Annotated in this window: 9 protein-coding genes; 3 read left to right on the top strand and 6 right to left on the bottom strand. The window is 53.6% G+C overall.

Annotated elements, in window-relative coordinates; all coding sequences use genetic code 11:
• The 5 genes from MT343_RS08520 to ald form a co-directional block, all read right to left on the bottom strand.
• On the bottom strand, positions 1-483 hold the full coding sequence (locus MT343_RS08520; RefSeq protein WP_145468927.1) for a hypothetical protein: 483 nt from the start codon (positions 481-483) through the stop codon (positions 1-3).
• Positions 484-586: 103 nt separating this feature from the next.
• Complete coding sequence (recD, locus tag MT343_RS08515) at positions 587-2,563, bottom strand: exodeoxyribonuclease V subunit alpha (protein WP_145468928.1); 1,977 nt, start codon at positions 2,561-2,563, stop codon at positions 587-589.
• Positions 2,560-6,396, bottom strand: coding sequence for an exodeoxyribonuclease V subunit beta (gene recB, locus MT343_RS08510; protein WP_145468929.1), 3,837 nt, complete (start codon positions 6,394-6,396; stop codon positions 2,560-2,562). Before recB ends, recD begins: the two co-directional genes overlap by 4 nt.
• Positions 6,393-9,920, bottom strand: a complete 3,528-nt coding sequence (gene recC, locus MT343_RS08505; RefSeq protein WP_186435894.1) for an exodeoxyribonuclease V subunit gamma — start codon at positions 9,918-9,920, stop codon at positions 6,393-6,395. Before recC ends, recB begins: the two co-directional genes overlap by 4 nt.
• Positions 9,921-10,628: 708 nt before the next feature.
• Complete coding sequence (gene ald, locus MT343_RS08500) at positions 10,629-11,747, bottom strand: alanine dehydrogenase (protein WP_145468931.1); 1,119 nt, start codon at positions 11,745-11,747, stop codon at positions 10,629-10,631.
• 544 nt (positions 11,748-12,291) lie between these two features.
• Between ald and MT343_RS08495 the strand changes: the two genes are divergently transcribed.
• The 3 genes from MT343_RS08495 (at position 12,292) to MT343_RS08485 (ending at position 14,172) form a co-directional block, all read left to right on the top strand.
• The gene (locus MT343_RS08495) at positions 12,292-12,612 is read left to right on the top strand and encodes a hypothetical protein (protein ID WP_145468932.1); all 321 of its coding nucleotides are present in this window, start codon (positions 12,292-12,294) and stop codon (positions 12,610-12,612) included.
• 352 nt (positions 12,613-12,964) lie between these two features.
• Complete coding sequence (locus MT343_RS08490) at positions 12,965-13,408, top strand: hypothetical protein (protein WP_145468933.1); 444 nt, start codon at positions 12,965-12,967, stop codon at positions 13,406-13,408.
• 125 nt (positions 13,409-13,533) lie between these two features.
• The gene (locus MT343_RS08485) at positions 13,534-14,172 is read left to right on the top strand and encodes a hypothetical protein (protein ID WP_145468934.1); all 639 of its coding nucleotides are present in this window, start codon (positions 13,534-13,536) and stop codon (positions 14,170-14,172) included.
• Between the two features lie 115 nt (positions 14,173-14,287).
• On the opposite strand, the gene MT343_RS08480 is transcribed toward MT343_RS08485, so the two are convergent.
• Positions 14,288-15,718: a PepSY-associated TM helix domain-containing protein gene (locus MT343_RS08480; RefSeq protein WP_145468935.1), complete on the bottom strand. Its 1,431-nt coding sequence runs from the start codon at positions 15,716-15,718 to the stop codon at positions 14,288-14,290.
• Positions 15,719-15,721 lie beyond the last annotated feature (3 nt).

Genomic DNA, 15,721 nt, shown 5'->3' with positions numbered 1-15,721 from the left:
TTACTCCTTGCGGTTAGCGCAATTCAGGTGAGAAAAATCCGTCAGCAACTGCTGTTGCAGTTGCTCAGCCAGATCATTGTTCAGCAGTGTACCGCCGCTTTGCGCCAGTAATGGCGGCAGCAGACGACGCAGCAGATCGCTGACAACGGGAAATAATTGCCGTTCGAGATCAGCAGCACAGGCTTTGCTGTCCTGCGACTGAATAATGGCAGCGCTTTCGGTAAGCAGATCAAAGACCGCTTCATTCAGGATGCTGCGGTCAGATTCGGGGGATTTATAACGTGCGCGATACGGCGCCATGCTGTCACTGGCGGTAATAAACGAGCGGGCAAAACTTTCGGTGCCCACCGCTTCCCGCGCCATAGCAATCAGCTCGCGAACTTTATCGCTTTGGGTCAGCGCACCGTTCTGGCGGATGGCCATCAGATAGGCGTAATCGTCTTCCGATAAACGCACACTGATTGATTGTGACTTGCTGATCATGAGCTTCCCTGTTCATCTGCATACACAGTGAATACAAATGTATACAGCCTTGTTTACGTGGTCAATAAAAAATATTGAGCACGTAAACACACCACACCGGACCTCAGCGCTGAGGCCAGAGTGCTTCCCGTAAACCACTGGCGCGCTGCACCCGGGTATTCAGCCCCTGTTGCCAGCAGGCTGTGCCGCCAAACAGGCTGAAAGTCTTTTTCGCGCGGGTGATGGCGGTGTAAATCAGCTCGCGGGTAATAACGCTCTGCCACTGCTCCGGTAACAGCAGACACAGATGATCAAATTCCGAGCCCTGGCTTTTATGCACGGTCATGGCAAAAGCGGTTTCATGGGCCGGCAAACGGCTGGGCAATAAATAACGCACGCCGCCGTCGGCATCCGGGAAGGCGACTTTTAACGTCTGCCTGCCCTGCTCATCCGTTAGCGGCAAAGCAATACCAATATCACCGTTATACAGACCGAGATCGTAATCGTTACGGCTGATCATCACCGGACGGCCGGCGTACCAGCCGGAAGCTGAAGCACGGGTATCGATTAATCCCGCCGCCTGCAGTAAACGCTCGGTACGCTGATTCACCTGTTCAACCCCATAAGGGCCCTGGCGCAGCGCCACCAGAATCTGAAAACGGTTAAAGGCGCTGAAAACATCGTTCGCATCGGCTTTATCCGCAGCAAAAGCGCGCAACGCTTCGGCGTAATCACGGTAGCCATCCATTAAGGTTTGCTGCCATTGCGGCTGTTGCCAGAACGGCTGCTCGGCCAGCGGATTTACCGCCACAAAGCGTACATCGGCAAACTGGCGCAGCACCTGATCGGCACGCGCAATGTCACTGTTATTGACCGCCACTGCCAGCTGGCCTATGCCACTGTCCGCGGTAAAGCGATGGGATACCCGCAGTGACGCCACCGCATTCTGCATCGGGCTTACAGCGTCTTTTGTGACGGCCGTTAAATCAAAACCGGTCAGTTGCTGCAGGCGCTGAGCAAAGCCGTCGTCCGGGCCGTGCTGCACGCCGGCATCGCATAAATCCGCCAGCACACTGCCCGCTTCTACCGAGGCTAACTGATCGCGGTCACCGAGCAGAATTAAGCGGGTATCGGCGGCCAATGCCTGAAACAGGTGATACATCATCGGCAGATCGACCATCGAGGCTTCATCCACCACCACGCAATCGAAGGGTAAATGGCGATTGGCGTTATAACGGAAGCCGCGTGGTGACCAGCCCAGCAAACGATGCAGCGTGTAGCTGTCATCCGGAATCTGTTCGGCAAAAGGCAAAGACTTTTCGCCGCTTTGCTGTGCCCGTATTTTGGCACCACGAATGGATTCCGTCATGCGCGCGGCGGCTTTTCCGGTGGGCGCAGCCAGCGCAATCGACATCTGCGGGTTCCGGCTGAGCAGCGCACTGAGCAGACGCGTGACCGTGGTGGTTTTACCCGTACCCGGGCCACCGGTAATCACCGCAAAATTACGAATACAGGCACTGGCCGCAGCCACTTTCTGCCAATCAACCACTGCCTCTGAGCTAGCAGCCCCCGAGCCAGCAGCACCCGGATTAACAGCAGCCGGCTCGCCGAATAATTGCATCAGCGTGCTGGTCAGCTCCGTATCCTTTAACGCCGGTTCCTGTGCCAGACGCTGGTGAATCTGAGTTAATACACCGCGCTCGTAGAAAAAATAGCGCGCCAGATAGAGATTATTGCCATGGAGTACCAGCGGCTGCTGGGCGTAATCACGAAATTCGCCAACGGCTGTGTTGAGGACAGCCTCTGCCACATACACAGTACGGCAAGCAGCCAGCTGCGAACTGGCCAGTAATGAATGCTCACTCCAGAACTCGCGCCATTCAGGCAAGGCACAGGATGTCAGCGGCAGACACACCTGCCCTTTGCCCAGGGCAACGCTGACCATCACCGACGCCATCGCCAGTAACTGCAGCGTGTGCGGTTCGGCGTCCGCTGACGCCTGTAATTCCCACTGCAGCATCTGCATAGCCACCTGACGGTCAATATCACGCAGATTTTTCACTTCAATTTCGGGCAAATATTGCAACAGCAGCGGATTCATACACCGGCCTCCGCTTTATTATCAGTTCTGTTTCGCGCGCATACAGAATCCGGCAACAGCGCCTGGCGCCAGCGTTGCAACGCATCTAGGTCGACAGCGTGGTAATACACGCCCGGCACCTGAGTCAGCGCGGGTGCGGCAAATAAATCTTGCTGTGAGGCAAATAAATCCTGCTGTGAGGCAGCCGCATCATCGGCAACTAAACGCGGAGCGCTGTCGCCCAGATGCATACCGCGCAGCCAGAAATAATACACGCCTCCCAGATGCTGAGCCGGATCATAATGATTCAGACGCTGACGCAGCAGCTGGTCGAGTGCGACGGTGTAAAGCCAGGCCTGTAAATCATACTGATGATCGGCCATTGCCACCTTTAATGCCGCCGGGGTGTAATCGTTAAGGCTGAAACCCAGATGATTGGATTTATAGTCCGCCACGTAATAGCGGCCGTTATGGCAGAAAATAAGGTCAATAAAACCTTTTAAATAGCCGCTTAAGGTATCGAAATGAAAGCGTCCGCTTTTCGCCGGGTCGGCTAACAGACGATTAATATCCACCGCCTTAAGCTGCTGCACCGGCAGGTAAAATTCCATTTCATCAAGGCGATTGGCCGCAGAAATATCCGCTAAGGTGAATTGCTCGCCCTGATCATTCATCAGTGGACTGTTCACCACCGCCTGCATCCAGCCGGCGACCTCATGGATCTGCTTTTGTTTTTCCCCGGCGCCGACTTCATCCTCACTGAGTGCTAAACCATAGTGGCTCAGTTCACGTTCGGTAATGCTGAGCAGCGCATCGGCATCCACAAAATCCCAGTGTTCAAAAATAGCGTGCAGACAGGTACCGGCGTTCGCGCCTTTGGCAAAGGTCAGTGCCGGTGCTGTGGCATCAAATTCGCGCTTGCTGATTTCGTGCAGCAGCGCAGCGTCGAGAAATTCGGCACCATTAAGCTCGGAAAGAGACTCACCGCTGTCTGATTGTTCACTGTTTTCATCCATCACCAGCACATCGTCGTGAGCAGAGTGCCCGCTATGATCATCGGCGGTTAACTGGCTGTAACTGCTCACGCGCCAGCTGTCCCAGCGGTGCGGCCGGCACACAGCCGCCTGTGGCGCTTCCTGTATGACTGCGCTGCGACGCAGTTCATCTATCGGCCACTGGGGTAAATCGGTAATTAAACATTCAGCTGAAGTTGATTGTTTTAATCCGGCCCAGTCAGGGTCATTTTCCAGTGCCAGCAAATAGCCCAGCGCGGTTTGCGCAATACGCGATTTTTTCTCTTTTTTACTTTTGCCATCCACGGCATCAGCCAGCCAGATAAAGCAGCCCTGCACCGCACGGGTTAAAGCGACGTATAAAAGACGCAAAGACTCCGCCAGAGAATCACGCTGCGCCAGCGCTTTGGCTTCATCATCCGGCTCCAGATTTAGCACCATGCCGTCGCGCTCACTGAAATACTGGGTATCGCTGCGCGGATTCGGTAAATAACTGTCGTCCCACAGGAACGGCAAAAACACCAGCGGATATTCCAGACCCTTGGATTTATGGATGGTCACAATAGTGACCAGATTGGCGTCGCTCTCTAAACGCAGCTGTGCTTCGTCGCCACTGCGGTTATCGGAGAAAATATGCTCACCAAACCATCGCAATAATGCCTCGTGGCCGCGTAAACGGCGGGCAGCACTCTGCAGTAATTCCCCCAGATGGATCAGGTTGGTAATACGGCGTTCGCCATCCTGATGACGACGCAAGCGCTGCGCGCGACCGTCTTCTTCCAGCCATTGCATAATGGCGGCCATCACACCACGACGTTGCCACAACTGATGATAATTATGGTTTTGCTCCAGCGTGCGTTCCCATGCCAGCTCGTCATTTAACAGAGCATCCAGTTGCGCGGCAGTTAAGCCCTGGGTTTCGGTGGCCATGGCAGTGCGCAGTGCACGTTCATCACTGGGGTGCGCCACCGCCTGCAACCAGGCGAATAAATCCCGCGCTTCCAGACTGTCGTACACGCTGTCGCGGGTTAAAAACACACTGCCGATCTGGCGCGCAGATAACGCCTCGCGGATTAATCCGGCCTGCTTGCGGCTGCGCACCAGCACGGCAATATCGCGCGCCTGCACCGGAGTATCACCCAGCGTCGCATCACCGTGCATTAAGGCATCAATTTTCTCGGCACACTGTTCTGCAGCGGTAAATTGCGCCCTGCTACGGGAATATTCACCACCGTCATGCCACAGCTGCAGCGGGGTTTGTTCCTCACCGGCAATTTTTAATGGCTGGCCGTCGGGTTTACCTGCCGCCGATACATTAACGAACTGAATATCCCGATCGAACACAAAGGGACTGTCGTGGCCGGCGAATAACTGGTTTACCCCGGCGACCAGCCGGGTATGACTGCGCCAGTTTTTTTCCAGGGTAAAACGCCGCTCTTCGGCAAGCTGCCGGCGGGCTTTGATGTAGGTAAAAATATCGGCGCCGCGGAAGCCGTAAATAGCCTGCTTGGGGTCGCCGATCATAATCAGACCATGCTTTTCTGCCTGCCCCTCCTGACCTACCTGCGTCGCCGGCGCGTTGTCACTCTCACTTAACGGCGGATAAATCCGATTAAAAATTTCGTACTGCTGCGGGTCGGTATCCTGAAACTCGTCGATCATCGCCAGCGGATATAAATGGCGGATATGACTGGCCAGCAACTCGCCCTGCTCGGCACGCAGAGCATTCACCAATAAACGTAATAAATCATCCGGGGTTAAGGCGCCGGCTTTTTCCAGCAGCTCGAAATAACGCTCTTTAATGGCGTCCATCCACGCAGCTTCCAGCAGCAGAGCTAATTGGCTGGCCGCCTGCAGAAAATCTTCAGTCGCGTCAAAGGCCGCATGCTGCGGTAATTCGCCACCGTCTTTCAGCTTTTCTGCCATCGCGGCTGGCGTCATACGGTAGAGGTTTTTCGGCGCCGGCATATAAAAACGCCCGGCAAAATAGCCGGCCGCTTCTTCTACCCAGTTCGGGGCAAAACGTTTGCTGTAGGATTTTTTATCCAGCCCGGAATCCGCAATTAACTGCACCACATCAGCCGCGCTGATTTGCGACCAGGCGGCTTTGGCGGTCGTAAATGCGGCTTCAGCACTTTGCCACGCCCTGCTCAGGCCATCAGCTGAAAGCGGCGGAATTACCGTCATATCCGGGCGGTTAATCCGCGCTTTTACTTTCGCCAGTACATCATCCGGGCCGGCATAACGGCTGATTAAATAGCGGCTCTGTTGTTCATTCAGCGCATAAGCCTGCTGGCGCCAGATATCTTCACAGGCCTGTTGCAGATAGCCGTCACTGTCGAGTACCAGCTCGGCGCTGAAGACCACACCACTGTCGAAGGCAAACTGTTTGAGCATGCGCTGACAGAAACCGTGAATGGTATAAATCGCCGCTTCATCCATTAATGCCAGATTGCTTTGCAGCCAGGGTTTCAGTTGCTTACACAGGCTGTTGATATCGCTGTGCTGGGCATCTCTGTTATGGCCTTCGCTGTTTTGAACAGCCGCTAACTGCTGTAAATATTGCAGCTGCTGATCGTCAATCGGCTGGCCGTTTTCCAGCGACAATAAATCTTCCAGCGTATCACGCAGGCGCTGGCGGATACGGCCACGCAATTCTTCGGTAGCGGCACGGGTAAAGGTCACCACCAGAATCTGATCGCAGCCCAAACGCGGACGGCCGTGACCAAGCATCAAACGGTTATACAGGCCGGTAATGGTAAAGGTTTTACCGGTACCGGCACTGGCTTCAATCAGCGACTGACCGTACAGCGGAAAATCAGGAATGGATAAGGTTTTCATGCGCCTTCTCCTCCACTGTAGCTGGCAGCGGAATCTTTATGCAGCTCATCGGTTTTTATGTGTTTTTTCAGACTGTTCAGCAAGATGCCCTGCTCAGCAAGCCACTGATCGGGCGACTGGCTTTGCAACTGCGCGACAAAATCCGGCAAACAGCGCTGTAAATAGGGTGATGCCAGTTCGCCAAACTCGCGCTGCACCAGATTAGTGATTTCTTTTTGCATGGCATCGGCTTGCGCGTCGGTATCGTCGGCGTGTTTTTCGCCAATAAATTCCTGCGCCTGAATCAGACTCCACAGGGTGTCGGGTAAATGGGCGATGGGTTTGCACCAGCACTGCCAGTACCAGTCGACGGCCTGTTTAATTAAAGCCAGCGCTGTGTCCGGTGCAGGCAAGCCCAGCTGTATTTGCCGCAGCCAGGTATTACCCTTGTCTTTACTTAAACCGAGCAGGCAGACATGACTAATGCTGCCAGGGCTCGCGGCGGCTACCAATAAGGCATCCAGCCAGGCCTGTAATAAATGTTTGCCATAAATATCACCGACGCGGTGATACAGCAGATAACCACACTGGTCAGCTTCATGGCGCACAAAGGCCTGCTGCAGTTCGCCCTGTACTGTGCAGTTTTCCAGCGCCACCGACAGTGCTTTTACTTCCATACGGAATTCGGATAATTCGACGATTTTCTGCGCCAGCGGGCGCGAATAATCAATCAGATCATCGCTCCATACCTTGCCCAGCGCATTTACCGGTAATTGCCCCAGCGCCTGCTGGCGACGGGTAAAAGCCAGTTCATCGCTTAATTCTTCAGCGTGGCCGTGCTGAATATCGGCCATGGCCAATTGCAGCCAGTCGTCTTTCAGCTGATATAAATCCAGACCATTTAAGGCAAAGGGTTCTTCGGTTTCGTGCTGTTGCCAGTACACATCGAACGAGGCTTTTAAGCGGCGGGTCACAAAATATTTAAGCGGGTCTGCCAGGGCCTGCTTCACGTCTTCCCAGGCAACTACGCTGGTATCGATATCGGCCGGAATAGCCAGTGGCTGACTGAAGAAATGATCGCTTTCCGATTCATGGCCTGCGCCCTGTTCGGCGGCGACGTCGGCCCACACCTGCTGATAACTGCGCACATGGCGCTTTAATAAATCATCAGCAGCAAATGCCTGACGGTTATAGGGCTGCAGTGGCAGCTCTTCCAGCAGCCAGTTCAGCATCTGTTGACGGCTTTGCTGGTGCGGTAAATCCAGATCCTGCTCAAGGGCAAAACCATCGCATAAATAATCGCGTAATTCCGCCACCAGCACCGATGGCTGCAGTTCGGCATTTTCGCGTACATCGTGGCCACGGTAGCTGATATAGAGATAATCCTGTGCTGAACACACCGCCTCCAGAAACAGATAACGGTCATCTTCGCGGCGCGAACGGTCACCGCGACGGCTGCGCCCGGCAACCATTAAATCGAAGCCCACCGGCGTTACCCGGCGCGGGTAATCCTCGTCGTTCATCCCCAGCAGACACACCGCTTTAAACGGGATGGAACGCATCGGCATCAGGGTACAGAAGTTCACCGGCCCGGCGAGAAAACGCTGCCAGCCGCCCTGCTGCCCTAATTGTTCGTTAAACCAGCTGCGCACCACCGGCGCGGATAATTCACCGTTAAAGCCGGCCAGGGTTAATTCTTCCTGCCAGCGCTGCACCGCATCGCGGATACGCTGCAGCGAGTTCTGCTCGATACTGTCGGCCAGATACAGATCATCCAGCAGCCGCAGCAGCGACGCCGACCAGTCAGCAACATGACGCGGCCCGGCCGCAAACAGACGCTGCCAGTGTTCCAGCACGTCGATAAAGGCCATTAAATGACCAAGCAATTCGCCTTCGTTGCCTTCGGTGGCCGCCACCGGAAAATCGCCCATAAAATCCTGACGGCTGTCCGGGGTCAGATACCCCAGTAACAACTGGCGCAAGCCTTTACGCCAGCTGTTTTGTTCAAACGCCGGCAAGCCCAGCTGCTGACGCTGTTCGCTGTTTAAGCCCCAGCGAATCTGCGCCTGCGCCAGCCAGTCGCGCAATGCCGGCAGATCGTCTTCGCGGATATTAAAACGGCTGCGGATCGCGGCGACATCCAGCCAGTCCTGAACCTCGGTTATCAGCAAACGCGAGTCGCCCAGCCCCAGCAAACTAAGGAAGCTGTCGATGAGCGGATCTTCCTGTGCCATCGACTGGTCGGCAATGGCCCAGGGAATACGGTACTCATCGCCCTGCTCCGTGCGCGCGCGGCTGCTGGCAAATACGGCGTCGATATAGGGCGCGTACTGGTCGATATCCGGCACCATCACCACAATATCGCGCGGTTTAAGGTCGGGGTCGTTATCCAGCCAGTGCAGAATCTGATCGTACAGGCGCTGTACTTCACGCAGCGGACTGTGGGCGCTGATTAAGCGCACGCTGCCATCGTCGGCGGCAATGCCCTGCTTAAAGCGGCTGTGTAATTGCGCGTCTTTACTGAACGCCCCCTGTTGACGGTCGGTTAAAGTCAGAATGTCCTGCTGCAGGTGTGCCAGTAGCGTTTGTGATTCAGGTTCAACCTCCCGTTCTAAATAGGCATCCACATCCTGAATGCGGCCTTCATACTGCTCGGCGGTTTCGTGTACCAGTGTGAGAAAATCACGCCCCAGCCGGCCCCAGGAGGCGAGCAAGGGGTTGCCGCTGTCGAGCAGGGTTTCGACGTTGGGGTTATCACGCAGAATGCGCATCTTCTGCCGTTCACTGACGATATCGCCCCAGAAGTTTTTGCACGGATTGAGCAAAAAGAAATGCACTTCAATCACCGGCGAAATCGCCTGCAACACCTGCCAGTAGCTGCCCGGCAACGCCGCAATACCAAACACAAACAACCGTTTGGGCAGATCAGCCAGGCGCTCAGGATGGGCCTGCACCAGCTGTTCCAGCTCCTGCAGCAGGCGCGCACGGTGATCCAGCGAATGACCAAGTCTGGCGCTGTCGGCTACCAACGCCCGCCACACCAGCGGCTGCCACGGATGGGCCGATACCTGTGTATCGGCGACTTCATCCTCGCCCAGTTCCCAGCTCAGCAGCCAGTCCGGGCGATACACCAGATACTGGTCAAACACGTCGGCAATGGTCTGCGCCAGCTGATAGCACTTAACGCCATCGGCATCATTCTGCAGGTAATGGGCAATGGCCTCACAACCCTCTTTCAGCGCCAGCTGTGGTAACAGACGTACCAGCTTCCAGGCCATGATCTGCTTATCAAAATGCGAGCGTTCCGGCAGCTCCGGTTTCAGACGGTTAAACACCTGCCAGACAAAGCTTGAGGGCAGCGGAAAATCCACCTGCGCGGCGATCCCCAGCGAATCAGCCAGCTGCAGTTTGAGCCAGTGCGACATGCCCTGACTCTGCACCAGAATGGCTTCCTGACCAAAGGGGCCGACGGGCGATTCCTGCATCTGATGGACAAGAATGCCCTTAAGAATTTCAAGATCGTTGGAATGATAGAGGCGGAACATGCTTTCCCTGCGGGCAAGTGGTTGGCAGGCCATAGAGTACCAGAGAAGACCGGCCTTGAGAGCCAATAACACAACACACAGGATGTAGGGTGGGCACCGCCCACAGAAAGAAACCGTTATTGCCGTAATGCTGTTCACTTAAGCAACCAGCCAGCGCTGACTGCACTCGAACAGCCTTTGCGGGGCAAGCCCCTGCGCCCCAATCCGGGGAACTTCTCCCCGGGCCCCTGCTTTGCGCTTTCTGGCCCGTGATCCTTATTCACTCAGTTTTTACTGACCACGCGTATATCGGCCATCCATGGCCGGATACGCTTGCCTGGCATCCATGCCAGCCAGATCGTAAAAATCATCGCTCATGGCGGCGGGCCCAGAGGCGCGGCTTATCTCAGCCGCAACGTCGTTTTTATCGAACAATAATGTCCGTTCTGAAAAGCCGCTTTGCGGAGTAATCAATGCGCCTGCAGGACGCCGGAATGAAGAGCACTGAGCCGGTACGTCTCTGCATGGATGCAGAGCGAGCGGATAGGGCCATGGATGGCCCATTATCCGCGTTACCGTGACCGAGGAGGTCTGAATGGAGGAAAAAGGCCTGCGCAGCGCAAAGCTGGGGGCGGCCCGCCGGCAAGGGGATAAGTTCCCCTGTGAGGCATTGGGCGTTTCAAAATGATTTAAAACGTTAAGTGAACAGCATTACGTTATTGCCGGAGTTTACAGACCCAGCAGCGTCTCGCGCTCAACATAATCCACGCCCTGACTGGCCGCCACTTCGGCACTGGTCAGCGCGCCCTGACACAGGTTCAGGCCCATACGCAGATAAGGGTCATCACGCAGCGCCTGCTCAACACCCTTACCCGCCAGCGCCAGCACAAAAGGCAAGGTGGCGTTATTCAGCGCCTGCGTGGCAGTGCGGGCTACCGCCCCCGGCATATTGGCAACGCAGTAGTGCACCACGCCGCTGTCGACATAGGTTGGATTACTGTGGGTGGTTGGCCGTGCGCTTTCCACACAACCGCCCTGATCGATGGCGACATCGACGATCACCGCGCCGCGTTTCATGCTTTCTAAATGAGTACGCAGCACCAGTTTAGGCGCTGCAGCACCGGGAATTAATACCGCACCAATCACCAGATCGGCCTTGGGCAGACACTCATCCAATACGGTGCGGGTAGAAAAACGGGTATGGATGCGGTTGCCGTACTGCTGATCCAGCTCGCGCAGCGCCTGCATCGAGGTATCCAGCACCGTGACCTGCGCGCCCATGCCCACGGCGATAGCCAGAGCATTTCGCCCCACGACCCCGGCGCCGATAATCACTACCTCGCCAGCCGGCACACCCGGCGCTCCGGCCAGCAACACCCCGCGCCCGCCGGCCTCCATCTCCAGACTGCGGGCACCGGCCTGCACCGCTATGCGCCCGGCGATTTCCGACATAGGGGCTAACAGTGGCAGCCGCCCGGCTTTATCGGTAACGGTTTCATAGGCGATACCTGTAGCACCAGTTGCCATCAGCGCCTGGGTCAGTGCCGGGTCCGGCGCCAGATGCAGATAGGTAAACAGTGTATGTTCAGCGCTGATCAGGCTGATTTCTTCCGGCTGCGGCTCTTTGACCTTAACGATCAGTTCGGCGTTATCAAACACCTCAGCCGCAGCATCAACGACCATTGCCCCACAGCTCAGATAATCGTCATCACTGAAGCCAATGGCCGCCCCTGCGTTCTGCTGCACCCAGACTTCATGACCGCGATGCACCAGCTCGCGCACGCTGTCCGGGGTCAGACCAACCCGGTATTCATGGTTTTTAATCTCTTTCGGAACACCAATACGCATAAGCACCTCCGCAATATATGAAAATAGTGTAGCTGACCGGGAGGTATTGAGCCGCAGAAGGCCCACAAACCCTACCTGAAGAGATGGCGGTCTGAAGAGATGGCAGTCTGAAGAGATGCCTGAAGAAATAAAGGTCCGAGAGAAAGCGAATGAATAATCGGCACAGACCGAAGCAGTAATAAAAACAACATCAGTCCACTACATTCGGTGAAGAGCCATATACAACCAGATTATTAAGATAAGCGACTGGAATCGTGCGCATTTACGCTCCGGTGCCAAAATGACGATGTGCAGATTGTCTGCCAACAGAGAAGAATCGGCCCCGCAAAATCAATGGGTTAACGGATCACTCAACGAGATTGTGCGCAACGTGTAAAACGACGACGGAGTGATAGTGTGCGCGTTTATAGCCTGATAGCGATATCATTATCAGCACTTTTCGCAGCGGTGACAGTGGGTTAGACTCGGTCCTTCAACAAGGACAGAGGTGTGTGAGTGAGCATGCCTATGAATATGCTGTTAACTGCCAAGGATATTAGGTTCCATGGGGATACAAAGAGTAGAAACACCAATTCATTGGAATTATTTTCTGGCTATAGAGGATGATCTAGAAAAATTATCTAGGTACGTTGATTTTTCAAGAAACGACGAGGCATTCTCAATAGAAATCGCAAGGCTTTTTCTTTCTGCATGCTCTGAAGTGGATGTTGTATTAAAGCAAATTTGTAAATCTCTCAATCACGACTCAACGGCAGCTTCAATAAATCAGTATTTCCAAGAGGTTACCGATGCTTATCCCGAAATTATCGACTTTGAAGTTCTAATGCCAAAGCACGGTCTTACACTGCACCCTTTGGAAGATTAGGCTGAAGCTCACCCTCCTTTCTGGTGGCAAGATCACAACAAGGTTAAACATCACAGACATGAACACTTTGAGAGGGCAAATTTAAAGAATTGCCTTAATTCCATAGCTGCAATGTATGTCTTCACTCTTTATTTATATGCTGAGGCAGCTGAAAATGGTGATTTACTCCAGTACCCCAAGCTTTTTAATGTGGGTGATGCTCACTTTGGCGGTACTCAGGGTGGGCGCTGGGGTATAACAATGAAATATCGTCTGCGGTGAGCAGTTCACAAACAAAGGCTGCATCGCCCTGCGGGCTGGACGCGCTACGCGCGCCGCTGCTTTGGCGTTAACTTGCGAACAGAAATCGAGAATGCCGATAGATATCGAAATGCAAAAAGAGAGATTCGATTCATTCCGCAAGGAAAGAATGCCTGTACTTCACGATTTTTCAGAAAAGTTAGGCTTTAAGAATGCACATGAAATTCTAATCAATCCAGCCGCCTTTCTTGAGCCAATCAGCAGCTGGCTATCCGAACAAGACATCTCAGAGGATGCTAAGAACTGGATTATTGTTCGAATTGGCTATTTCATTGGAGAGCTATTTATTGAGAAACATGGTGGCTGCTGGAGTGTTTGCGAGGCTCCGAGCTCTCGTTTCTATGGGCACTATGTTATTGGGGGGTTCTCTTCATTCAATAATCTAAATGCCTTGCTTGCACCAATGGAGGCTGCATTTGAGCTTGCCAATCAACCGAAAGGCCGCTCACTGTCCGCTATCGTAAATGAAATAGAGGTTGGACTCAGTGGCCTGTAAAAAGTTAACAAGGCAAAGCATATGAATAAGAAATACCTCTACGGAAAGAAGCAATTTCTTGAAGCGTCATATGTTTCACTCCACCTGATCTCGGAGTGTTTAGAACTGAAATTCAGGTATACCAGATGAAGAATATCACCGTGATATTTACAGTCCACAAAGATAATGGAGCTGCAAACGCTCAGGCTCTGCTTGAGGTACTCGAGCGATTGAATCCAGAAGTAGTGTTCTTAGAGTTTCCAGAAAAGGAAATTGAAAGCTACACATCTTTATCTGGACTTGAAAATAGAGCGATTGCAATGCACTTGGAGAAGGCTCATCCAAAACTCGTCCCAATTGACAATATCACTCCTAAACCAGACGATCTCCATTTGTATAATACGTTATTTGATTTTCTAGATGCGAACAGCTCAAACGTTAGCATTAATATGCAAATGGAAGTTGCGGGCTTGATAAGATCCAATGGTCTTGAATATCTGAACAGTAATAAATACATAATGGCTCAGAGTGAACTAGAGGATCATGAGGCTAAAATTGTCAGCATGCTCGGCGATTCAGAAATTAAGAGGATATACCGTAAGTGGCGATCCGTAAATTCAGAACGTGAGCAGGGCATGATTGATAATATTTTCTCTTATTGCGAGGACTGCGAAACTATAAATGCTGTCTTTCTTGTAGGCGCCGCACATAGAAGAGCGCTCGAAGAAAGAATAGCTGAACGATTTTATTCCATGCCGGATATTGAGTGGGTTATTGGGTATTAATAATAGCTGGTCAAGTTGTAATATTCCCCCGCTTTAACGGACACCAAAGTCAAACTGACAAGGTGTCCGATACCAATTTTCTCTCCTCCCTCTCCTCTCCGCCCCTCCCCTGCGCTTACCCGGTTTTTCCAACCCCAGCCCCTGAGCTTCGGATTACAAAAATACCGAGCACCAGCGCCCATACCAACAGGCCGCAGGTCAGCAGTAATCCGGCGCCAAAGGCGGCTGCCAGCCCGAATTGAATGGTGTAGCCTGCCAACAGCACGAATACGGTCAGTATTCCGGCAAGCTGCATCTGGCGCCGGAACCGGGCGGCTGGCTGAACAATTATCGCAAGCACCAGCGCTGCCAGCAGCACGCCCCAGAAGGGTATTACCGATGGCCAGCGCGCTAACACGCCGTTGATGGCGGATACGGTAATGGCCAGCGGTGCGCCCCACACCACCGCCACCCATAAGCGGTTGAGCAGGTCTTCGTGTTTGCGCCGGTTCAGCCAGATATTAATACCGCTGACGCAGACAACTGTGAGGGCCAGCCCCATTACAAAATAAAGCAGCTTGCTGCCCATACCGGCAAAATTGCCGAAATGCAGGCGATAAATGGAATACACAATCTGTTTGGCCAGATCACCGTCGGAATAGCCTGCGCGGTTGAGGAAGTTGCCCTGCATATCGAAGCGGTAGTTTTCGGAATAAATCAGCCGCCCCGGTTGCTGTACATAATATTCCTGAAAGCGTTGTTCGCTGTCGGCTTCGTGGATGGTCATAAACAATAACTGACCATCGGGCACGTTGGCATTCAGATACTGCAGCGGCTGCTGAATATCCACCTGTAATGGCTGTGCTTCTACCACCGGGTCGCCACTGAAAAACTGCCGCGTTACCGCTTCCCGGTCGCCATCATGAAAGGCTTCAGCAGCAATCAGAATAATCAGCCCGGCCAGGCCAAAATACGCACCGGTAAAGGCCATCATCAGATGAAATGGCAAACCCCAGACGCTCAGACGGTTATGCAGATCGGTAAAATGAATACGTTCAGAACCGGAGCGCCAGGCAAAGGCATCTTTGATAATAGATGGATGCGCCAGCAAACCGCTGATGATCAGCGCCAGCAGAATAACCCCCATCGCACTCACCAGAATTATGCCGATGTTTTTCGGCAGGTGCAGGTAATAATGCAGGTCGCTGAGTTGGTGTGCCCAATCGTCATAGGCCGGCACTCCGGCACTGCCATCGGCGTTGCGGTATTCGCCCTGCTGTTCGTTGGCGAATTTAATCCGTGGCATCGCGTCTGACGGAAAGACCAGATACATGTGCGGCGTCAGATTGTCGGGCGTGGTCAGATATTCATTAAATGCGCTTTCAACAGCGGCCGCATCAAACTCATGGAATTCTGCTGCCAGCGGTTGTTCCCAGCGTTCGATATGCGTATGAAACACCACCAGCGTACCGCTCAGAATAATAAGATACAGCACCGCTGCCATGCCAATACCCAGCCAGCTGTGTGCGCTGAGGCTGGATTTAACTAATTGTCTGGAATATTTCATAAC

Origin of the sequence: Venatorbacter sp. C2-1 (genome assembly GCF_022832715.1) — a bacterium.
GTDB lineage: Bacteria > Pseudomonadota > Gammaproteobacteria > Pseudomonadales > Oceanobacteraceae > Venatoribacter > Venatoribacter alkanivorans.
Note: the sequence above shows the minus strand (reverse complement) of the source record. Positions and strands in the feature narration are given on the sequence as shown.